The following is a 21,387-nucleotide window of genomic DNA, read 5'->3' on the forward strand; positions in this document are numbered from 1 at the left end:
AGCCGCCATGCGCAGCAAGCTGTTCGTGCCGGGCTCCCGCCCGGCTTTATTCGACAAGGCCATGGCCGGCGCGGCCGATGCGCTGTCGTTCGACCTCGAAGACGCCGTGGTGCCCGCCAGCAAAGACATGGCCCGCGCCGCGGTGGCCGAATGGCTTGCGCGGCAGCCGGCGCGGCCGGCCAAGACGCTGATCGTGCGCATCAACGCCATGGACACGCCCTGGTGGCAGGACGATCTCCGGGCCGTGATGCAACCGGCACTCGGCATGGTCAATCTGCCCAAGGCGGAGAGTGTCGAACAGGTGGCCGCGTTCGGGGCCGCCCTCGAAGCGGCGGAACGGGCCGCCGGGATCACGTCGGGTCCCGGCATTCTGCTGAACATCGAGTCGGCGCGCGCGCTGCGCCTGGCCGCGGACCTCGCGCAGGCCCATCCGCGCGTGCGCGGGCTGCAGCTCGGTCTGGGCGATCTGTTCGAACCCCTGGGCATCGCGCGCCGTGAAAGCGCGGCCCTCAGCATCGTGATGCTGCAACTCGCGCTGGCCGCCGGCGAAGCCGGCATCGCGGCCTACGACGGCGCCTTTGCCGACATCGCCGACACCGCGGGCTATACGGAAGAAGCCGCCTTGGCACGCCGGCTGGGCCTGGCCGGAAAGAGCTGTATCCACCCGAGCCAGGTCGAGCTGGCCAATGCCGCGTTTCGCCCGTCGGATGCCGAGATCGCGCATGCCGAGCGCGTGCTCGCGGCGCTGCCCGCCGCCGAGACCGCGGGCGCCGGCGCCTTCGTGGTGGACGGCAAGATGATCGACGCGCCCTTCATCCGGCGTGCCGAGCAGATCATGGCGCTAGCGCGCCGGCTGGGCCTGCGCCCGCAGGAGGCGGCATGAGCGCCACGCCGCGGGCACGCGGCCCGCTCGCCGGCATCCGCGTCCTGGATCTGAGCGCCTACATCGCCGGCCCCTACGGCTGCGCGCTGCTGGCGGACCAGGGCGCCGACGTGATCAAGATCGAGCCGCCCGATGGCGACAATCTGCGCAAGTATCCCTCGACCCTGCCCAGCGAGAGCCGTGCGTTTCTGGGCGTGAACCGGGGCAAGCGTGGCTTGGTGCTCGATCTCAAGCGGGCCGGTGCGCAGGCCGTGCTCGGCATGCTGCTGCGGGACGCCGACGTGTTGGTGCACAACTTCCGGCCGGGCGTACCCGAGCGCCTGGGCATCGGCTACGAACAGCTGCAGCCCGCGCACCCGCATCTCGTGTACTGCGCCGTGACGGGCTATGGCGAGGACGGTCCGCTCAAGGACAAGGCGGGCTACGACCAGGTGCTGCAGACCCTCACCGGCATGGCGACGATGCAGGCGCCCGCCGGCGCGGCGCCTCAGCTGCTGTACGGCTCCGTGGTGGACTACTACGCGTCGGCCCTGGTGGCCGCGGGCGTGGCCAGTGCGCTGGTCGAGCGCGCCACGAGCGGCGCCGGCCAGTATGTGGGCGTCTCGTTGCTGCGCAGTGCGCTGGCGCTGCAGTCGGCGCGGCTGGTCTGGGCCGACGACGAGCCGCGCGAGGTGGGCCGCGACATGCGCTCCGGCGGCATCACCGGCATCCATCCCACGGCGGAGGGCTATCTGTATCTATCGGCCAACACGCCGCACTTCTGGATGGCCCTGTGCGAACGCACCGGCCTGCAGACCCTGGCCCAGGATCCGCGCTACGACAGCGTGCGCAAGCGCGCTCAGCATCAGGACGAGATCGTGCCGCGCCTGCGCGAGGCGCTGGCCCGCAAGACGGCGCGCGAGTGGGAGATCTGTTTCGGCGACGAGGTTCCCTGCGCGGCCGCGCGCACGGTCGAAGACATGTTCGACTTCGAGCAGGTGCAGGCCGAAGGCCTCATCACCGAGTACGAGCATCCGCGCGCGGGCCGCTATCGCGGCTTCCAGCATGCGGTGAAGTTCGGCCGCAGCGGCATGCCCGGGCCCACCGCCGCGCCGCTGCTCGGCGAGCACAGCGACGCGCTGTTGCAGGAGATGGGGCTCGGCGCGGACGACATCGCGTCGTTGCGCGAATCAGGCGCGCTGGGTTGAACGCCGCCCGCCAGGCCTACTTCAGCAGCCGCGCCTGCATGCTGTTGTCGGCCAGGCGTTGCGCCTGTTCCCGGGTCATGCCGGCGTGTTCGTGCAGGGCCAGGAAGTTCTCCGTCACGTAGCCGCCGAAATACGACGGGTCGTCGGAGTTGACCGTCACCATCACACCCTGTTCGAGCAGCTCGAGGATGTTGTGGTCGGACATATGCTCGAAGACCTTGAGCCGCGTGTTCGACAGAGGACAGACGGTGAGCGGCATCTGTGTATCGATCAGATGCTGGATCAGGCGCGGATCCTCTGACGCTCGCACGCCATGGTCGATGCGGCTGACCTTGAGCAGATCGAGCGCTTCCCAGATGTACTCGGGCGGGCCTTCCTCGCCGGCGTGCGCGACGGCCGGAAAGCCCTCGGCGCGCGCCCGCGCGAACACCCGTTCGAACAGGCGCGGCGGGAAGCCCTTCTCGCTGCTGTCCAGGCCCACCGCGATGAAGGCATCGCGATACGGCAGCGCCTGCTCGAAGGTGCGCATGGCGGCCTCTTCGGGCAGGTGGCGCAGAAAACTGAGGATCAGGCCGCTCTGCACGCCCAGCTGCCGGCGGCCATCGGCCAAGGCCTGGCCGATGCCGTTGATCACGACCTCGAACGGCACGCCGCGGTCGGTGTGCGTCTGCGGATCGAAGAACGGCTCGGTGTGCACCACATTCTGTTCGGCGCACTTTTGCAGATACGCCCAGGTCAGGTCATAGAAGTCCTGTTCGGTCTGCAGCACCTGCGCGCCCTGGTAGTACAGATCCAGGAATTCCTGCAGATCGCGGTAATCGTAGGCCGCGCGCAGGCTGTCGATGTCGGGCCAGGGCAGCGTGATGCCGTTGCGCTGGGCCAGCGCGAACAGCAACTCGGGCTCGAGCGAGCCCTCGAGGTGCATGTGCAATTCGGCCTTGGGCAGGCGGTTGAGCCAGTCGTACATGAGAAATTCCGCGAAATCAGGAGATCGCGCCATTTTACGTTGCGCCCCGGGCCGGCCGCGGCAAGGTCGGCGGGGCCTCCGGGAGGCGCCGCAGAGTACTACTCGAGCCAAGCCATTCATTCTCTTATCGAGATGATAACTTTATCTTTGATCTTCATTTGAGATTGAATGGTAAGCTTGGCGTTCCACACCGACCGGGCGACCACGGGCCCCGCACTGCCATGGAACTGGCCGAACTCGATATCTTTCTGACCGTGGCGCGCGAGCAGAGCGTCACGCGTGCCGCCGGCGCGCTCGGCCGCGCGCAATCCAACATCACCACGCGCATCCAGCAGCTCGAAGCCGCGCTCGGCTGCACCCTCTTCACGCGCGACAACCGCCGCATGCGGCTCACGCCCGCGGGCGAACGGCTGCTGCCCTATGCGCAACGCCTGAGCGCGCTCGCCCAGGAAACCCGTCAGGTCATGCGCGACGACACGCCCACCGGGCCGCTGCGCCTGGGCGCCATGGAGGCCGCGGCCGCGAGCCGCCTGCCGGGTCCGCTGGCGCGCTTTCATGCGCAATGGCCCGAGGTGGCCCTGTCGCTGCGCGGCGGCACCACCGGCGCGCTGATCGCGGCGGTGCTCGGGCACGAGCTCGATTGCGCCGTGGTGGCGCATCCCGGCGAAGGCCCGGCCAGCATGCTGTCGCTCGATGCGCTCGCGCAGGGGCTATCGGGTACCTGGCTCTGGACCGAGAAGCTGATGCTGGTGCTGCCGCCCGGCCATGCGCGCGTGCGCGGGCCCGACGACCTGCGCGTGGGCAGCATGGCCGCCTTCCCGCGCGGCTGCACGTATCGCGCCTGCGCCGAGGACTGGCTGGGCGAGGCCGCCACCCACCTGCGCATGGTCGAGCCGGGCTCCTATCACGCCATGCTGGCCTGCGTGCTGGCCGGCCAGGCCCTGAGCATCATGCCGCAGTCGGTCATCGACCTGTTGCCCGAAGCCGCATCGGCCCGCGTGCAACCGCTACGGCCCGTGCACAGCTACCTCGTGCAGCGCCGCGGCTTCGACACCGCGGCCAGCCGCGCGCTCGTGGAGGTGCTCGGCGTCGCTACGCCCGGCGTAGCGACGCCCGGCGCATCGACGCCCGGCACCGCGACGTCCGCCGTCGCGCGACAGGACACCACACCCTCGCGACGGGCGCCCGCGCGTCGCGCGAACGCCATCCCCTCCCAGGAGACACCCAAATGAACCGCTCGCTCGTGCAACGTTTCGGCCTGAGTCTTCCCCTCATTCAGGCGCCCATGGCGGGCGTCGCGCCGCCCGCGCTGGTGGCGGCGGCCTGCAACGCCGGCGCACTGGGCTTTCTGGCCGTGGGCGCGATGGACGCCAGCGGCGCACGCCAGGCCATCGAACAGACGCGCGCGCTCACCGATCGCCCGTTCGGCGTAAACGTGTTCTGCCATGCGCCGGCGCAGGCCGACCCGGCGCGCGATGCACGCTGGCTGCAATACCTGCAGCCCCAGTTCGAGAAGTTCGGCGCCGCGCCCCCCGCCGCGCTGCGCGAGATCTATGGCACGTTCGTTACCGACAGCGCCATGCTCGACGTGCTGGTGCAGGCGCGCCCCGCGGCCGTGGGCTTTCATTTCGGCCTGCCCGGCGCGGATCGCATCGCCGCGCTCAAGGAAGCGGGCATTCTGCTGATGGCGAGCGCGACCTCCACCTCCGAGGCCCTGGCGATCGAGGCCGCCGGCGTGGACGTGATCGTGGCGCAGGGCATCGAGGCGGGCGGCCACCGCGGCGTGTTCGATCCGCGTGCCCCCGATGCGCAACTGGAAACCCTCGCGCTGGTGCGCGAGCTCCGTGAACAGGTGGCGCTGCCGATCGTGGCGGCCGGCGGCATCATGGACGGGCGCGATATCGCGGCCGCGCTGGCCGCGGGTGCCGAGCTCGCGCAGATGGGCACGGCCTTCGTCGGCTGCCCCGAATCGTCGGCGGACGCCGCCTACCGCAGCGCGCTGGCCCGACCCGACGTACGCACCGTGCTGACCAGCGCCATCTCGGGCCGGCCGGCCCGTGGCATCGCCAACGTCCTGACCGCGCTCGGCGAAGCGCCCGATCGTCCGCCCATCCCCGACTACCCCACCGCCTACGACGCGGGCAAGGCGCTGCATGCGGCCGCCAAGGCGGGCGGCAGCGCCGACTACGCGGCCCAATGGGCCGGCCGCAATGCGGCCCGGGCGCGTGCCCTGCCCGCGGCCGAGCTGATCGCCCAGCTCAAGCAGCAGCTGGAAGCGGCCGCCTGAACGCATTACGCGCCGCGCGTCCCAAAGAAGCAGGCTGCCCGAGGGCAGCCTGTTTTCATATCCCGGGGTGGTGCCGCGCCGAGACGCGTGCGGCGGCCCCTGTGCTTTTACTGGCTCGCGTAATGCGGCGACCGGGGGCCGTACAACATGCCGCCGGGGCCGGCGCTCAGCAGGCTGCGATTCGCGATCTCCGCCACGTCATAGCTGCGGTCCTGCAGGTTGTTGGCGACCTGATCGACCACGGCCTGCACCATCATGCCGAGGAGGCTGCCGCCGTTCTGCGACGGCCTCGTGGCGATCTGCTTGCTGCCTTCCCAGAGCCTCGCGCCATTGCGCAGGTCGATCAGGTGCGCATCGATCGCCACCGTGACCGTGCTTTGCACCACCTGATAGCGCGCGCCGTAGTCTTTGACCGTCAGGTACAGCGCGGCGTCGGCACCGAAGATCTCGCGCAGACGTTCGTGTGGGACGGCGTGCGCGTCATCGGCGCTGTCCAGACCGTTCTGCTTGAACGTCTCGTCCATCACGGCAACCGGCACCACGTAGTAGCCCGATTCGGCCAGCGGCCGCGTTGCCAACGACAGCACCGCTGCCGTCGCGGCTGGCTCGACCGAGGCGTTGAGCGGCGGCAGGACGAGGATGGACGCGGGCTTGCTGGCGCGAAAGGCCGTGTAGTCGACATCTTTGTGCTGCGGGCCCACGCAGCCCACGAGCAGGGCCGCGCTCGCCAGCACGATCAGGCGGTAAAAAAGACGCATCATGTCGGGATCCTTATTGGGCGATGGGCGCGGCGGGCGCGGCCTGCGTTTTGGCTGGCGGCATCTCGCGACCAGGCGGCGCGGCGCCCGACGCGGCGGCACCCGATGCAGCTGCGCGCGGCTTCGCATTGCGCATCAGGTACGCCATGAACGGCGCGGCCTCAGGGAAAGCAACCTGCTCGGCTTCGAGCTGCGCCATGCCCTTGTCCGGGTCGCCCGTCTTGAGATAAAGCAGGCCGAGATGCGCGCGAAAGCCGGGAGGCAAGGTCTGGTTCGACGTGCGCGCCGTTTCGATGTTGCGCTCGAAGGCGGCGATCTGCTCGAGGTAGTCGGCGCCGTCATCTTTGAGATAGGCATACACGTTGGGTTGATAGGCCTGCCAGGTGTAGAGCGTCTTGGGCTCTTGAGCGCACGCGGCCAGCAGACCCGTGATGATCAGTACCAGGGCGAGACGCGCGCGCCGGGAAATCGTGGGGGAGGTATGCATGACGGAATCCTCAGCGCGAGACCGGCTGCCAGGCGCCCTGCTCGATGCCGTCGACCAGGCGGTCGACCGCTTCGCGGATCGCCAGATCCAGCACCTTGCCGTTCAGAGTGGAGTCGTAGCCCGCGGTGCCGCCGAAGCCGACGATTTCGCGATTGCTCAGCGCCACTTCGCCTGCCCCGGACGCCGAATACACGACTTCGGATGTCGTCACATCGACCACGTTGACGTCGACCTTGGCGTAGGCGACCTGCTCCTTGCCGCGACCCAGAATGCCGAAGAGCTGCTGATCGCCGGTGACCTTGCGGCCGAATGCCGTGACATCGCCGGTGACGACATAGCGCGCGCCCTGGACCTGCGCGGCCTGCTTGTTGAAGCCGGCTTCCTGGGCGATCTCGGTCAGATTTTCGCGATCCATCACCTGAAAGCGATGGGTGCGTTGCAAATGGCTGATGAGAATCGTCTTGGCCTGACCGCCCAGGCGATCGACACCATCGGAGAACACGCCGCGCAGATAGTTGCTGCGGTTTTCGAACTTGCCTACGGAGATCGCGCTACGGGGGCCTTGGTAGGCCTTGGTGGCCGCGACCGAGGCAGGAACCGCCAGCGCCTGGGTGCGCTCGGTGGCGCAGCCCACCAATACCATTGCCATCAGCGCCAGCGCGCCGGTCTGGATAACGGTCTGCTTCATGTTTGACTGCCGCGCGCGCGAAACGATGCGGCCGCTCCCTCTGTCCAGGTGATTGGAGGGGCGATTCTAGGCAGACGGGCACATCACAAACGATCAGATTTATCCGAAAAACAGCGGCTTCTGCGGGGCTATGCGCCGCAGCGGCCGCGCGCCCTGCGCGGGCGGGCGGCCGAGCGCGGATCGGATCAGGCGTGCGGCAGCGTGGCTTGCATCGACGGCCGGGCATTGAAGCGGTCGAACCAGGCGGCGGTCTTGGGGTACGAGGCGCGCCAGCCGTAATCGGCATAGCGGAAATCCAGATAACCGAGCGCGCAGCCGAACGTGATCGTGCCGATGTCGACGCGATCGCCCAGGCTGTCGGCCTGCTGCTCGATACGCGCGAGACTGCTCGCGAGTTTCTCCATCTGGCCCTTGATCCACCCTTCCCAACGCAGCTCCGCCGGACGCAACGCGGTCTCGTAGCGCGCCAGCAGCGCGGCATCGAGCAGGCCGTCACCCAGCGACTGCTGCGTCAGGGCCTGCCAGCGCGCACTGCCCTCGCGCGGAAACAGCTTGCCGCCCGCCTCGGCATCGAGGTATTCGCAGATCACGCGGCTGTCATACAGCGCCTCGTTGTCGTCGGTCAGGAAGGTCGGCACCTTGCCCAGCGGATTGCTCGCCACCACGGTCTGATCGCGGGTCACCGGATTGGCCGCCGCAGGCAGCTTCTCGATGCGGTCGGCCAGACCGAGCTCGTGCGCCACGACCAGGCATTTGCGCACATAGGGCGAGGCGGGCGAGAAATAGATCTTCATGCAATGCTCCTTCGATGATGGGACAGCGGGATCGCGGGACGCCGGCCGCGCCGGAATGGATGCGTGACGCGCAGTGTCTGCGCGCATCGTAAGCCGCGCGGCAGCGCGGGCCAAGACCCCGATCGATGTTTCGCTCGCCGCGCGCCGCTCGCCGCCTCCCGCCACCATACACGCGACGCGCCACACGCGACACGATGGTGCATCGACGCGCGCCGATGCGCGCGCGGCGCGACGGCCCGAGCGGATTCAGGAGAACGTCAACGAGGGATGGGCGGGCGAGCGATCGGCGCTGCCGCGCGCCTCGCGGCAAGGCCGGGCCCCGATCACGACGCCACGAACCGACGCCGTGCCGGACTGAGCCGGGCCGCGGGCCTCCGAGCATGGCCCGGTTCCGATCACGGCGCCCCGAAGAGACGCCGTGCCGGACTCAGCCGTGCCGCGGCGGGGCCTGGGGGTCGGGTTCGGCCACGGCCACGCCGGGCGGCGGCTGCTGACCGAAATCGGGGTACCAGAGGGCGAAGTCTTCGGCCGGCATCGGGCGCGAATACAGAAAGCCCTGGATCGACGCCACGCCGCGGGCGCGCAGATAGTTGAACTGCGCGACGATCTCCACGCCCTCGGCCACCAGACCCAGATTGAGCCGGTGCGCGAGGCTGATGATGGCGTCGAGCACCGGCGCGTCGTCGTCTTCGCGTTCGATGGCGCGCACGAAACCGATATCGACCTTGAGATAGTCGACCGGGAAGCGCTCGAGATACGTGAGCGAGCAGTAGCCGGTGCCGAAATCGTCGATCGCGACGCGCACGCCTTCGCTGCGCAGCACCTCGATGTGGTGACGCGCGCGGCCGGCGTCGTCGACCAGGCTGCGCTCGGTGATCTCGAGCACGAGCGTGGGCTGCGTGGCGGACACGGACTCGAGAAAGGTGCGCACGTCGTCGAGCAGCACCGGATCGGAGAGATGCGAGGCGTGCAGGTTGACCGCGACCCGGAAGCCCGGCGGGGTGTCCCATTGCTGCAGATCGGCCGCGACCAGCCCGAAGATGTGCTGCGTGAGCGGGATGATCATGCCTTCGGCCTCTGCCATCGGAATGAACACGTCGGGCCGCATGTTCTCGCCGGGGCGCGACCAGCGCACCAGCGCCTCGACGCCTTCGCATTTGCCGCTGGCCAGGCCGTAGATGGGCTGGTAATGCATGTGGAACTCGCCGGCGCGGATCGCGCGGGCGATGCGCACGCGGGCCGGGCTTTCGCTCTGCTGCAGCCGGTAGCACAGCCACACGAGCAGCGCGCCGATGATGCCGCCCACGGGCACGAAACGCCACAGCGCCTCGCGCCAGGTGTCGCGCAGCTTTTTCTCGGGCGTCCAGATGGCGATCGAGGTCTCGGTGTATTTGCCGCGGGCGCGTTCCTGGTAGAGCAGCACGTCGGCCTGGCTGGCCACCGCGGGCCCGCGCGCCGAGCCCGAGAGCGTCATGCCCTCGCCCAGGCGCAGTTCGATGCGGTATTCACCGAGCGGGGCCACCGAACGCAGCAGGTCCAGCAGATACTGACCATCGATGATGGTGACGACGGCGCGGCCGTTGAGCGCCGGCTCGGCGACCAGCAGCGCGGGACGATTGGGCGAGAGCGCGGTGCCGGGCACCAGGGCCATCCATTGGCCCGGCATGCGTTCGATCGGCCAGTCGCTCAAGGGCAGATCGATCATGCCGGCGGAGGCCGAACAGTAGGCTCGGTCGTTCTGCAGCAGCATCAGCGAGCGGAAATACGGCTCGGCGGTGCTCATGCGGCGCAATTCGGGCAGCGCCGCCGGACACGACAGCGCGGTGAGCGGCACCAGCTGGTCGATCATCTGGCGCGCCTTGTCGAGGATGGTGTCGACCTGATTGCGCACCACATTGGCGGCCACCGCGGCATCGGCGTGCTCGTGCCTGCGGGCCTCGACCCAGCTCAACAACACGGCCAGCAGCACCGGTACCAGCGCAGCCAGGATAAGCAACACCAGACTGACGAATGAGCTGCGGTAGCGGATGGGGCTTTCGGGCAAAGGCGGCCTCGGAGGCGGTTATTGGATCGGACACGCATGACACGCATGGCGTCCCGGTAACGCCCGGCCACAAGGCTAGCACGGCCACCGCTCATGCGGTGCGACCGTGGCCGCCCCGCGACAACCACGATCGTGTTAACGTCGCCGGCGTTCGCAATTCTTTCGCTGCGACCATGGCTTTGGTATTGGCACGTTTTCTGTTCGGACTCTCGGTCACCCTGGCGGCGGTGCTGCTGCTGCTGGGTGCGGCCGCGCTGGGCCTGCGCGCCGTGCGCGCCCTCTTCGGCCGCGTCGACGACGAGCGCCATCAGGCGATCGGCAGCGGCGTCCTGATTTTCATTCTCGTAGCCGCCGCGCTCGCGCTGATCTATTTCAGCGGTACGTGGCTGCACGGCGCGCTCGGCGAATGGCTGGCGCCGGGCGACCGCGCCTGGCTGGGCGGCGGCGAACACCTGCCGGCCGGCGCCGTGCTCGGCGCGATCGCCGCCGTGGGATTGCTGGCCTACGCGCCGGCGCTCGCCCGCCTGCGCCACCGTGCCGGCGAGGACGGCGCCAAGCCGGCCCCGGCCCGCAAGACCGCGACGCAAGGGGAACTGGAACTCGAGAAGACCCAGGCCAAAGCCGCCCGCGCGACGCCCAAAAAAACGACCAGAAAAGTGGTGGCGCCGCCGCCCAAGGGCCCGCGCATCGCCGTGCTGGGCCGCAGCGCCGCCTTCGTGCTGGCGCTGGGCGCGTTGCTGCTGACGTTCTCGTATATCGTGGCACCGCAAGGGCTGCCCCTGCCGCCCGACTGGACGGCGCTGCAGACGAGCCCGCTGGCCCAGCGCGCCCGGCCGGTCTATCTCGCCGCCTATCTCTTGCTCGCAGCCGGTACCGCCCTGCTCGGGCTCTGGTTCATCATCCGTCGTCCGGCGCCGCGCTGAGCATCCCGCATAGCGGGAATCCGCCCGCGCGAGGCGGGGTGCCTCGCACAGCCGGCGTCAGCCGATCCGCATCTCAAGCGGCGTGCGCCGCAGAAAGCGCTCCATCGCGGCCAGGAACACGCGCTCCACCGTGGAGAGCTTGCGCTGCTTGTGCCAGGTGAGGAACACGTCGATCTCGGCGACGCTGTGCTCCGGCGGCAGGCGCCGCAGTTCGCCCGCCACCACGTCCTGACGGATCATGTGTTCGGGCAGAAAGCTCAGCCCCACCCCCGCGACCACCATGCGGCGGATCTCTTCGATGTGCGGCGAGGTGCCCACGATACGGCCGCTGAAGCCCTGCTGATCGCGGAAGATCGTGAGCGGCGACAGCGTGTCGCCGAGCTGGTCGCTGGCGAAGCACACGAAATTCTGGTCGAGCAGGTCTTCGATGCGCACGTGCCGGCGCGAGAACAGCGGATGATGGCGGCCGCACACGACCGCATAGCGATGCTGCAGGAACAGCCGCCGTTCGAGATTCTCGATAGCCTTGCGGCACAGGCAGATGCCGAGCGCCGGCACGCGCTTGGCGAGCGAATCCAGAATGGCCGCGCTCTGCATCACGTCGACGTAGAACTCGACCTTGGGGTAGCGCCGGTGGAACTGCGCCAGGAAATCATCGTAGGCCGGGCTCTGGATCTTGCTCATGACCAGCAGGCGCAGCGTGCCGGCCACCTCGCCCTCGTCGTCGGCGGCCGCGCCATCGATGCGCGCCACCATGCCGTACATCTCGCGCGCCAGCGCATAGATCTCTTCGCCCAGGCCCGTGAGGCGGAACTCGCCATTGCGCCGATGCAGCAGCACCCCGCCCACGGCGTCTTCGAGGCGCTTGAGCGCCTGGCTCACGGCGGGCTGGCTCAGGTGCAGCGCCGTGGCCGCGCGGCCGACGCCGCGCTCCTGCACGACGAACATGAAGGTGCGCAGCAGGTTCCAGTCCATGCGCTCGGGCGCGAGCGGCGTATACGGCGTGAGGACAGGTTTGGACGGCAAAGAGGCGGACATGACGGACGAGGACGAAAAAAAAGGCGGCCGAAGCCGCCTTTTCCGGTGCGGTCACGCGAGCGCTCAGGCGCCGGCCAGACCGCCGAAGAAACGCTCGGCGTTGTTCTCCAGACCTTCGATATAGTAGCCGCCCTCTTGCACGATGAGGGTGGGCAGCTTGAAAGCGCCCACGGCACGGCCCAGACGCTCGAAGCCGTCGGAGCTGACCGCCACCATGGCCTGGGGGTCTTTCTCGAACACGTCGAAGCCCAGCGACAGCACCAGCGCATCGGGCTGGAACAACTCGATGGCGCGCTGCGCCTGCGTCATCTTGTCGAAGAACACCGACTCGGGCGAGCCATGCGGCATGGGCAGGTTGATGTTGTAGCCGTGGCCCTCACCCTCGCCGCGCTCGTCTTCGTAGCCCGCCACGACGGGATAGAAGTTCTCGGGATCGCCGTGGATCGACACGTACAGTACGTCGCTGCGCTCGTAGAAGATCTCCTGGATGCCCTGGCCGTGATGCATATCGGTATCGAGGATCGCCACGCGGCCATACTTGGCGCGCAGCATCTGCGCCGCGATGGCGGCGTTGTTCAGATAGCAGAAGCCGCCGGCGGCGTCGCGACGGGCGTGGTGCCCGGGCGGACGGCAGATGGCGTAGGCGTGCGCGTCGCCGTCGAGCAGCGCCTGCGCGCCGGCGATGGCGCTCTGCGCCGACCAGTAGGCCGACTGGAAGGTGTGCGGGCCGACCGGGCAGCTGCCGTCGGCCAGGTAGCGCGCGGCCTGCGCCAGCACGCCGCGCAACGCGTTGCGCTCGCGCACGAACACGTTCGAGACCACTTCATTGCCCCAGTCGTCGGGCAAGGCCTTCCATTGCTCGTGCGCGCTTTGCAGAAAGCGCAGGTAGTCGAGCGAATGCACGGCCGAGATCGCGCCCGCGCCGGCATCGGTGGGCTGGCGCACGTCGAACTTGAGCGCGCGCGCCGCGTCCACCAGCGCATCCAGGCGCGAGGGCACTTCCTGCGGCTTGCGCATCATGCCGCGCGAAAAATAGGTCTGCGGGTGGTGCAGTTTCTGATCGTCGTGAAAAAACGCTTTCATGTGGCTTTTTTCCCCTTGTTTCAGTGGGCCGCGACGCCCGGACGGCGTTGCGACAGGAACATGACCGACAGCATGGACAGCAGCGAGATCGCGCTGAACAGCAGGGCCAGCGGCCACCATTGACCCTTGAATTGCTGGGCCAGAATGGTGCCCACGATCGGCGTGAGACCGCCGAAGATCGCGCCCGAGATCTGATAGGCCATCGAGATGCCGGTGTAGCGGATCCGGGTGGGGAACGTGTCGCTCACGTAGCCCGCGATCACTGCATAGTAGGCGCCCATGAACAACACGGCCACGCCCACGCCGAGCGTGAGGCTCAGCAGCGTGCCCTGGTCGACCAGGTTGAACATCGCGTACGGCGTGAAGATCGACACGAACGAGGTCAGCAGCAGGAAGCGGCGATAGCCGATGCGCGATGCGATGTAGGCCGACAGCGGCGTGATGATGAACTGCATGATCGACACGACCAGCAGGCAATCCAGGATCACCCCGCGGCTCAGGCCGACGTATTGCGTCGTGTAGGCCAGCATGAAGGTGTTGGTGAAATAGAAGCCCGCGATGCCCAGCACGTTGGCGCCCACGGCCAGGGCCAGCAGGCCCGGCGCGCCGCGCAGCACTTCGAGCAGCGGCGCCTTGTCTTCGGCCGGCGCCGAGGCCGCACGCGCTGCCTTGTCCTTGGCCTTGCGCTCTTGCTCGGCCAGGAAGTCGGGCGATTCGTTCACGCCCATGCGGATCGCGAAGCCCACCACCAGCAGCGCGGCGCTGAACAGGAACGGCACGCGCCAGCCCCAGTCCATGAACGCCGCGTCGTCCATCGACGTGACGATCTTGAACATCACCATCGACAGAATCAGGCCGGCCGGGCTGCCCAGCTGGGCAAACGAGGCGAAGAACGTGCGCTTGTTCTCGTCGGGCGAGTGCTCGCCGGCCATCAGCACGGCGCCGCCCCATTCGCCACCGACGGCGATACCCTGGATGAAGCGCAGCACCACCAGCAGCACCGGCGCCCAGAAGCCGATCGACGCGTAGGTCGGCAGCAGGCCGATCAGCACCGTGACCGTGCCCATCATGAGCAGCGTGATCACCAGCGACTTCTTGCGGCCGATACGGTCACCGATGTGGCCGAACACCGCGCCGCCCAGCGGCCGGGCGAAGAAGCCCACGGCGAACGTGCCGAAGGCCGCCAGCGTGCCGTAGAAGCCGTCGGCCGACGGGAAGAACAGCTTGCCGAAGACCAGCGCGGCGGCGGTGGCGTAGATATAAAAGTCGTACCACTCGATCATGGTGCCGACAAAGGCTGCGACGGACGCGCGCACCGGTTGATGCCGCTGCGTGTTCGTTTTGGTATTCCCCTGCATGACTCTCTCGAATTGAGTTCGGACCGGCCGGATGTGCCAGGACGCCGCCTTTATACGTCTGGCGCAAGTCATAAGAAAAATTCTAATTATTTATTTTCTACATTCGCTCAACTTATGGCACACCGCTTGCGCCCTGCCATGGGCAGGCGCAAGCCGCGGCCAAAATCACAGAATTATTTTTTTTATTCAATGGCTTGGCGTAAATTGCCCAGGCGCGGGTCCGAGCGCAGGCGACCCGATACCGGGCCGGCAATAGCCGCCCGCGCCGCCCTTTTGGGGCCGCTATCCTAGGGAAACCACGGGGGTGCCCGGGGCGGTCGGGGACGCAGCAGTGTGGCCGGCTCGCGCGCCGGACGCCGTCCAGGAGCGGGCGACGTCAGCCCGACATCAAGACGCGGAAAGCTTGAGCGCGAACGCGACGAGCACGCCGGAAAAGGTCCAGCGCTGCACCGTCTGGGCTCGCGGATGCCGCCGCAACCAGCCCGACAGCCCGGCCGCGCCGAAGGTGAGCGCGATGTCGAACACCACGCCGACCGCCACCAGCAGCGTGCCCAGCGCCAGCATCTGCGACCACACCGGCCCGCCCAGCGGATCGATGAATTGCGGCAGCAGCACGGAGCAGAACAACAGCGCCTTGGGATTGAGCAGATTGCCCATGAAGCCGCGCAGCATGGCGGCTCGCCATGCGCCCGGCAGCCGCCCGATGGCCGCGGAGGCCGTTTCGAGCCGGAACAGCGGCGCCCGGAAAATCTGCACCGCGATGTAGATCAGATAGAGCGCCCCCACGATGCGCACGGTCTCGTAGAGCCAGGGCGCGCTGCGCAGCAACGCAGCCAGGCCGCAGGCGGACAGCGTGACCTGCACGGCGCGGGCGAGCGCCAGCCCCGCCCCGGTGGCCAGCCCCTGGCGCACCCCGCGCGTCAGGCTGGACTGCAAGACCAGCGCCATGTCGGGCCCCGGCATGGCATAGACGAGGGCCAGGGTGCCGACGAAAACCGTGAGCGTGGAGAGCGTGATCATGAGAACGGTGGGGCCGCGCGGGCCCGGCTGAGACGGGGTTGTACCGGACGACATGATGCGCCAGACCCCCGGCCGATTCACGGCAATTTCGGCTCAGCCTGCGTAGAATATTGGGGGATTCCCCCAACAAACCTCGCTTTACGCATGAATAGCCCCTTGAATACGCTGGACCGCGTCGATCGCGCCATTCTGGCCGCGCTGCAGCGCGACGGACGCCTTCCGATCAGCCGCCTGGCCGAGCAGGTGAACCTGAGCGAAACGCCCTGCGCGCGCCGCCTCAAACGGCTGGAGCAGGAGGGCTACATCGAGGGGTATCGCGCGGTGCTGTCGCGCAAGGCGCTGGATCTGGGCGTGATCGCGTTCGCGCAGATCCGCTTCAATACGCACGACCGGACCGTGTCCGACCGCTTCGAGCGCGAGGTGCTGGCGCTGCCGCAGATCGTGGCCTGCCACAACATCTCGGGCAGCGCGGACTATCTCGTGCAGATCGTGGCGCGCGATCTCGAGACCTACGGCGTGTTCGTGCGCGACGTGCTGCGCGCCCTGCCGGGCGTGACATCGGTGGAATCGATGCTGTCGCTGCAGGAGGTCAAGCGCGACGTGGGCCTGCCGGTGCGTTGACACCGGCCGCCACGAGCCGCGCCCGGCCACTCAGGCCGGGAGCCACGCCCGACGTTGCAGGCCACACGCCGACGCAGCGCCGCGCTCAGATCCCGGTGTCGGGATAGTTGGGGCCGGCGTCGTGGAAGCCGCCGCTGCTATAGGGATTGACCGCGCCCGGATGCGGCGGGCCGCCCTCGCCCATGCCGGCGCAGCCGGAGAGCATCAGCGCGGCGGCCAGCAGGGCCAGCCAGGTGTACGCACGGCCCCGGGCCGGGTGGCCCGGGACAGCTTGAAAACGTGTGGCGAAAGCGGTGGGTGCACGCATGGGAGTCTCCTGATCGGCGCTGCCGGCGGGCGCGCCGCAACACCATTCTGTCTTGCAGCCATTGTGCGCCTGAGCGCCACGCGTGCCAACCGCGTAGGCGCTGCTCAGACGCCCGGCTCCGCCACGGCCGCGCCTTCGATGCCGTGGCGCTGCAACGCCTGCGCCACGAAGCCGGAGGACTTCATCGATTCGACAAACGCGGCCAGGTAAGCGGCGGCGTCCGCGCCGCGCGATTTGGGCACGCCCATCGCCTGGCGGATCAGCATGAAGTGCCCATCGAGCAGACGCAATCCGCCCAGACGCGCGGCGTCGGCCTGCAACTGCTGTTTCACGCCGGCGGCGACCTCGAAGCCCCCGTCGAGGAAGGTCTGCACCACGGCGGGCGAGGTGGGCGCACGCTCGATCGTGGCCTGCTTGAGCTCGCGGCTCAGGTACAGGTCATAGGCGCTGCCCTTGCCGACCGTCACGCGATTTCCCGGGGCGTCGACCTCGTCGCGCGCGCGGATCGGGGAATCGTCGCGCACCAGGTAGGCGCCTTCGATCACGACATAAGCGCCGGTGAAGGCGATGTGCTCGCCGCGCTTGGGATCGATGGCGAAGAAGCCGATATCGGCCTGGCCCTGCTCGACGGCCTGGACCGATTCTCCTGCCGACGCGAACACGACGAGATCCAGCGGCACGCCGAGCCGGCGCGCGAGTTCGCCCGCGAGGTCGACCGACACGCCGCCGGCCTGGCCGCCGGCGGCGTCGCCGTGCGCGAGAATCGGGTTGCCGACATTGATCGAGGCACGCAGGCGCCCGGCCGGCGCGAAGGCCTCGCGCAGCGAAGGAGGCACGGAGGTGGCGTCGGACATGGAATCTCCTTGGATTAAGGTGAAGCGAGCAAGGGCCGGATGCCGGCCAGATTGTCGAGGGTACGGCCCAGGTGGCGCGCGAGCGCCTGCGCGGCCTCGCGCTGATGGCCCGCCTCCAGCAGATCGAGGATCTGCAGATGCTGCCGGCAATGCTCGACGTAGCGCTCGCGGTCCTGCATGGAACGATACGACAACAATCGGCGCACGCGGTTCACGCGGCGGATGGTGTCGATGAAAAAGGGATTGTTGCTGCCTTCGACGAGCGCCTCGTGAAACCGCACGCCCCGTTCGTGCAGCTGATCGGGGCTGTCGGTCTCGATGCCGCCGGCGAGCAGGCGCTCCTCGGCGGCCCGGCACTCGGCCAATACCTCGGGCGCGATGTAATACCCCGGCTCCAGCAATGCCGCCGGTTCGAGCGCCAGCCGCAGGCGATACGACTGCAGCAGGCTGTCGGGGGTCGTCAGCATCTCGGAGAACACCCAGCCGTAGCCGGGCGTGCGCTCGATCCAGCCTTCCTGCGCGATGCGCGTGAGCAGCGCCGTCAGTTGCGCGGGCGTCAGGCCGTAGCGGGCCCGCAACGCGCTTTCGGTACACGTCAGCGGCAGCTCGCCGCGCAGCAGATCCTCGGCCACCTGAAAGTACACCCGCGTGACGTCATCGACCTGCGCCAGCTCCAGGCGGTGGGTCTGGCGCGCGCTCAGCGCGTCCAGCGGCTGAGCCAGAAAATAGCCACGATTGGGCAGATGCCGCAACAGCCCCTGCTCATGCAGTCGGGCAAGCGCCTGGTTCACCGGCGAGCGCGACACGCGCAGGCGGTCGGCCAGTTGCTGGGCGGCGAGGTGCGTGCCGACCGCGATCTGATCTTGACGCAGCAGCTCGACGATACGGTTCAGGACGGCGTTGGGGCCGGACATGATTCGAGGTCTCGATACGAAGAGAACGAAAGGCGAAAGCGGCGCCACACGCGCCGCCACGCCATGCGCCCGCCAGAATACCCGCGATCCTTGGCGCCGTGCAGACAAGCGTTTGATTCAAACAGTGTTGGGTCGAACCCGACGCGTTCAGGCGTCGGGCCGGAGCCCGCCGTCGGACGGCCGGGGCACGGCGTCGCCGACTTCGCCCGCCTGCAGGTCCCACAGCCGCCGGAATGGCCCCTGGACGCGCAACAGATCGTTCAGCGTGCCGTCTTCCACGATACGCCCGGCCTCCATCACCACGACGCGGTCGTAGCGCGTGAGCGTGGACAGCCGATGCGCGACGGCAACCACGGTGCGGTTGCGCATGAGATCCGCCAGCCCCTCTTTGATGAGTAATTCGGAATGGCTGTCGAGCGCCGAGGTCGCCTCGTCCAGCAGCAGAATCGGCGCGTCTTTCAGGAAGGCGCGCGCGATGCCGATGCGCTGGCGCTGGCCGCCCGAGAGCTGCGCGCCCCGTTCGCCCACCATGGTGTCGTACCCCTGCGGCAGGGCCGCGATGAAGGCGTCGCAATGCGCGTGCCGCGCCGCCCGCCGCACCGCTTCGTCGCTGGCCGACGGCTGCCCGTAGCGGATGTTCTCCATGATCGAGCGGCCAAACAGGCTGATGTCCTGCGGCACCACGGCGACAACCTCGCGCAGGCTCTGCGCCGTGACGTCGCGGATATCCTGTCCGTCGATCATGATGCTGCCGGCCGTCGGCCAGTCGCCCCGCTGCAGCAGCCACAGCAGCGTCGACTTGCCCGCGCCCGATTCGCCGACGATGCCGATTTTCTGCCCGGCCGGAATGCGCAGGTCGATGCCGTCGAGCGCGGGCCCCTTGCCGGGATAGCGGTAGCGCAGGCCCTGCAGGGCGATCTCGCCCTGAGCACAATGCAACACGCGTGCGCCGGGCAGGTCCGCCGTTTCGTGCGGCTGCGCAATCACGTCCAGCGTCTCCGCGATCACGCCGACATGCTGAGAAGTGCCGACGAGCGCCAGCGCAAGGTCGCGTGAGCCGTGCAGGATACGAAAGGTCAGCGCGCTCACCAGCACCACATCGCCCGGCGTTGCGGCGCCTGCCTGCCACGCGCGCAGCACCCAGATCAACATGCCACTGGCCATGAACCACAGCAGCAGGTCGTGCAGCACCCGGGCTTTCTCCACGTGCATCCAGCTGCGCCGCTGCGCGCGCGCTTCCAGGCCGAGCTTTTCTTCGAGCCGGGCACGCTCGCGCTGCTGCGCCGCGAACGCCTGCACGGCCCACATGTTCGACAGCGTGTCGACGAGCTCGCCGCCCACGCGCGCGGCCTGTTCACCGTAGAGCCGGTGCAGCGCCCGCCCGCGTACACCGAAGATCAGGATGACCGACGCCGTCAGCGCAACGAAGCCGAGCAGCGCCAGCGCCATGGTCCCGTCGACCAGCGTGAGCACGACCACCGCGCCGATGAAGTCCACGCAGGGCGGCACGATGTTCCAGGTCATCGCGCCATAGATCGCGCCCGCCGACGCCGCCGTCGTGGAGATGCGGTTGCCCAGCGCCCCCGAATGGTGGCGGTGAAAGTAACTCGCCGAATGGTGCGTCAAGTGCGAAAACAGCTCCGCGCGCAGGTCCGCGCACGCCTGCACGATCGCGCGGCACCCGAGCCAGCCGCTGCTGCGCCAGAGCACGGATTCAAGCGCGATCATGCCGAGGAACAGCGCGAGCGCGTGCCACACCGGCACCGCAGGCGTGCTGGCCGACATGGCGTCGACGATGAGCTTCATCGCGTACTGGACCACCACGGCGCAGATGCCGGCGCACACCACCACGGCGGCCAGCACGCCGAACCACACGGGCCGGGCACGCACATAACGCATCAGGAAGGCCGCCGGTCCCGCCGCCGCCGGTCCGTTCAGAAGCGGCTGCATGGCTCAGGCTCGCAGCAGGCCAGCCAGGTCCGGCGCGGCCCTGTTCACATCGCGCCGGCGCAGCAAGCGGAAGCGCTCCGTCTGCCGGCGCAGCTCGAGCGACAAGGCAGGATGCACCTGCCGCTCGCCGCCGCCGTCCGCCAGCCCCAACAGACCGGTCGGGCAGTGGCGATCGTCTTCCCAGCCGGGGTAGTCCGTGACCGGATACAGGCAGATGCCCGCCACCGGCACGCCCGCCCCAAGCGCCGCCACCACTTCGTCGGCCACGTAGGCGAGCCAGGGAGCGCGCGCGTCGCCCTCCGCGCCGGTCTCGGCCAACAGCACCGGCCGATCGTAGCGATCATGCACCTGCTGCAACAACGCACGCAGCGGCCGGTAGCCCGCTTCGCCTGGCCAGACGGTTGGCCCGTTCAGGCGCCACTGGTTGTGCGGATAGAAATTCACGGCGACCACGTCGAGCAGCTTCTCGTGCCCGCCGAGATCCGGGTCCGAGCGGCCCGCCACCATGTCCCAGGCCTCGAATTGCGCCTGGTTGGCCTCGTGCGCCGCCGCGGGGCCGCCCGCCGCGGGGTCGCCCGCCGCGGGATCGCCCGCCGCGGGGCCGCCCGCCGCGGGATCATCTTCGAGGCCCGGATGCACCGCGATCAGGGGTTCCGCCGTGATGAGACGCGCGCCGGGATCCACTTCCTGAATCGCGGCGCTGGCCTGGATCGCGGCACGCGCCAGCTGGCGCTTGAGCTCCCGCCCCCGTCCGTAGGCCATCGGGCCGAAGTGCGCCATGTCGCCCGCCGCCCAGCTCCAGTACGACATCTCGTTGATCGGGCAGTACATCGGCTGCAGCGCGGACTCTTCGCGCAGCAGCCGCGCCGTGGCGCCCGCGAAGCGCGCGAACGCCTCCGGGAACCGCGGCGACCAGATGTCGAGCCAGTGGGGCCAGCCGTAGTGGCACAGATCCCAGATCACCTGCACGCCATTCGCGTTCGCGGCGGCCACCTGCGGCAACAGACTGCGCCAGTCATAGGCGCCGGGCGTCGCTGCGACGCGATGCCAGCGCACCCCGTCACGCACCGTGCGCAGGCCGTGATGCGCCGCGGCGGCGTAGTCCCGCATCGCGTGGAGGTCGTGGTGCGTGGAGGCAATGAGGTCGAGTTGCCGGCCATCCGGGAAGCGATGGCATGAGCATTCGAAGCCCCCCTGCATGAAGCTGAAGAATGGCGTCCGCAT

At 68.8% G+C, this 21,387-nt stretch carries 21 protein-coding genes; 6 read left to right on the forward strand and 15 right to left on the reverse strand.

Annotation, left to right across the window (positions count from 1 at the left end):
* Positions 1 to 7: 7 nt before the first annotated feature.
* Both CAL25_RS21080 and CAL25_RS21085 read left to right on the forward strand, forming a co-directional pair.
* A complete protein-coding gene (locus CAL25_RS21080) occupies positions 8 to 883 on the forward strand; it encodes an HpcH/HpaI aldolase/citrate lyase family protein (RefSeq protein WP_094803646.1) in 876 nt (291 codons plus the stop codon).
* Entirely contained in the window at positions 880 to 2,070 is a 1,191-nt protein-coding gene (locus tag CAL25_RS21085; RefSeq protein ID WP_094803648.1) for a CaiB/BaiF CoA transferase family protein, read from the forward strand. The genes CAL25_RS21080 and CAL25_RS21085 overlap by 4 nt, the downstream gene beginning before the upstream one ends.
* A 16-nt stretch (positions 2,071 to 2,086) precedes the next feature.
* On the opposite strand, the gene CAL25_RS21090 is transcribed toward CAL25_RS21085, so the two are convergent.
* Positions 2,087 to 3,037 (reverse strand): adenosine deaminase, encoded by a 951-nt coding sequence (locus tag CAL25_RS21090; RefSeq protein ID WP_094803650.1) that lies wholly within the window; start codon positions 3,035 to 3,037, stop codon positions 2,087 to 2,089.
* A 221-nt stretch (positions 3,038 to 3,258) separates the two neighbouring features.
* On the opposite strand from CAL25_RS21090, the gene CAL25_RS21095 reads away from it, so the two are divergent.
* Both CAL25_RS21095 and CAL25_RS21100 read left to right on the forward strand, forming a co-directional pair.
* On the forward strand, positions 3,259 to 4,269 hold the full coding sequence (locus CAL25_RS21095; RefSeq protein WP_094803652.1) for a LysR family transcriptional regulator: 1,011 nt from the start codon (positions 3,259 to 3,261) through the stop codon (positions 4,267 to 4,269).
* The gene (locus CAL25_RS21100; RefSeq protein ID WP_094803654.1) at positions 4,266 to 5,324 is read left to right on the forward strand and encodes an NAD(P)H-dependent flavin oxidoreductase; all 1,059 of its coding nucleotides are present in this window, start codon (positions 4,266 to 4,268) and stop codon (positions 5,322 to 5,324) included. Before CAL25_RS21095 ends, CAL25_RS21100 begins: the two co-directional genes overlap by 4 nt.
* Positions 5,325 to 5,431: 107 nt before the next feature.
* Here CAL25_RS21100 and CAL25_RS21105 read toward each other — a convergent pair whose 3' ends face one another.
* The 5 genes from CAL25_RS21105 to CAL25_RS21125 all read right to left on the reverse strand — a co-directional run bounded on the left by CAL25_RS21105 (position 5,432) and on the right by CAL25_RS21125 (position 10,095).
* Positions 5,432 to 6,085 (reverse strand): DUF799 domain-containing protein, encoded by a 654-nt coding sequence (locus CAL25_RS21105; RefSeq protein ID WP_094803656.1) that lies wholly within the window; start codon positions 6,083 to 6,085, stop codon positions 5,432 to 5,434.
* Between the two features lie 10 nt (positions 6,086 to 6,095).
* A complete protein-coding gene (locus CAL25_RS21110; protein ID WP_094803658.1) occupies positions 6,096 to 6,569 on the reverse strand; it encodes a DUF4810 domain-containing protein in 474 nt (157 codons plus the stop codon).
* A gap of 10 nt (positions 6,570 to 6,579) precedes the next feature.
* Positions 6,580 to 7,257, reverse strand: a complete 678-nt coding sequence (locus CAL25_RS21115; protein WP_094803660.1) for a CsgG/HfaB family protein — start codon at positions 7,255 to 7,257, stop codon at positions 6,580 to 6,582.
* Positions 7,258 to 7,442: 185 nt separating this feature from the next.
* Positions 7,443 to 8,051, reverse strand: coding sequence for a glutathione S-transferase (locus tag CAL25_RS21120; RefSeq protein WP_094803662.1), 609 nt, complete (start codon positions 8,049 to 8,051; stop codon positions 7,443 to 7,445).
* A gap of 427 nt (positions 8,052 to 8,478) precedes the next feature.
* Entirely contained in the window at positions 8,479 to 10,095 is a 1,617-nt protein-coding gene (locus tag CAL25_RS21125) for an EAL domain-containing protein (protein WP_094803664.1), read from the reverse strand.
* Positions 10,096 to 10,268: 173 nt separating this feature from the next.
* Here CAL25_RS21125 and CAL25_RS21130 point away from each other — a divergent pair, with 173 nt between their 5' ends.
* Positions 10,269 to 11,018, forward strand: coding sequence for a hypothetical protein (locus tag CAL25_RS21130; protein WP_141217967.1), 750 nt, complete (start codon positions 10,269 to 10,271; stop codon positions 11,016 to 11,018).
* Between the two features lie 57 nt (positions 11,019 to 11,075).
* Here CAL25_RS21130 and CAL25_RS21135 read toward each other — a convergent pair whose 3' ends face one another.
* From CAL25_RS21135 to CAL25_RS21150, 4 genes are all read right to left on the reverse strand, one after another.
* On the reverse strand, positions 11,076 to 11,993 hold the full coding sequence (locus tag CAL25_RS21135; protein WP_170948569.1) for a LysR family transcriptional regulator: 918 nt from the start codon (positions 11,991 to 11,993) through the stop codon (positions 11,076 to 11,078).
* Between the two features lie 126 nt (positions 11,994 to 12,119).
* Entirely contained in the window at positions 12,120 to 13,139 is a 1,020-nt protein-coding gene (locus CAL25_RS21140; RefSeq protein WP_094803670.1) for a histone deacetylase family protein, read from the reverse strand.
* 20 nt (positions 13,140 to 13,159) lie between these two features.
* Complete coding sequence (locus tag CAL25_RS21145; RefSeq protein ID WP_170948561.1) at positions 13,160 to 14,497, reverse strand: MFS transporter; 1,338 nt, start codon at positions 14,495 to 14,497, stop codon at positions 13,160 to 13,162.
* Positions 14,498 to 14,884: 387 nt separating this feature from the next.
* Positions 14,885 to 15,517 (reverse strand): LysE family translocator, encoded by a 633-nt coding sequence (locus tag CAL25_RS21150; RefSeq protein ID WP_094803674.1) that lies wholly within the window; start codon positions 15,515 to 15,517, stop codon positions 14,885 to 14,887.
* A gap of 144 nt (positions 15,518 to 15,661) precedes the next feature.
* Here CAL25_RS21150 and CAL25_RS21155 point away from each other — a divergent pair, with 144 nt between their 5' ends.
* Complete coding sequence (locus CAL25_RS21155) at positions 15,662 to 16,138, forward strand: Lrp/AsnC family transcriptional regulator (protein WP_432759257.1); 477 nt, start codon at positions 15,662 to 15,664, stop codon at positions 16,136 to 16,138.
* An 85-nt stretch (positions 16,139 to 16,223) separates the two neighbouring features.
* Here CAL25_RS21155 and CAL25_RS24275 read toward each other — a convergent pair whose 3' ends face one another.
* The 5 genes from CAL25_RS24275 to CAL25_RS21180 all read right to left on the reverse strand — a co-directional run bounded on the left by CAL25_RS24275 (position 16,224) and on the right by CAL25_RS21180 (position 21,387).
* On the reverse strand, positions 16,224 to 16,445 hold the full coding sequence (locus CAL25_RS24275) for a hypothetical protein (protein ID WP_170948554.1): 222 nt from the start codon (positions 16,443 to 16,445) through the stop codon (positions 16,224 to 16,226).
* Between the two features lie 104 nt (positions 16,446 to 16,549).
* On the reverse strand, positions 16,550 to 17,299 hold the full coding sequence (locus tag CAL25_RS21165) for a transporter substrate-binding domain-containing protein (RefSeq protein ID WP_094803678.1): 750 nt from the start codon (positions 17,297 to 17,299) through the stop codon (positions 16,550 to 16,552).
* A 14-nt stretch (positions 17,300 to 17,313) separates the two neighbouring features.
* A complete protein-coding gene (locus CAL25_RS21170) occupies positions 17,314 to 18,213 on the reverse strand; it encodes a GntR family transcriptional regulator (RefSeq protein ID WP_094803680.1) in 900 nt (299 codons plus the stop codon).
* A 147-nt stretch (positions 18,214 to 18,360) separates the two neighbouring features.
* On the reverse strand, positions 18,361 to 20,163 hold the full coding sequence (locus CAL25_RS21175) for an ABC transporter ATP-binding protein (protein ID WP_094803682.1): 1,803 nt from the start codon (positions 20,161 to 20,163) through the stop codon (positions 18,361 to 18,363).
* A gap of 3 nt (positions 20,164 to 20,166) precedes the next feature.
* Positions 20,167 to 21,387, reverse strand: a complete 1,221-nt coding sequence (locus tag CAL25_RS21180; protein WP_141217968.1) for a beta-glucosidase — start codon at positions 21,385 to 21,387, stop codon at positions 20,167 to 20,169.

Origin of the sequence: Bordetella genomosp. 5 (genome assembly GCF_002261315.1) — a bacterium.
Taxonomy (GTDB): domain Bacteria; phylum Pseudomonadota; class Gammaproteobacteria; order Burkholderiales; family Burkholderiaceae_B; genus Bordetella.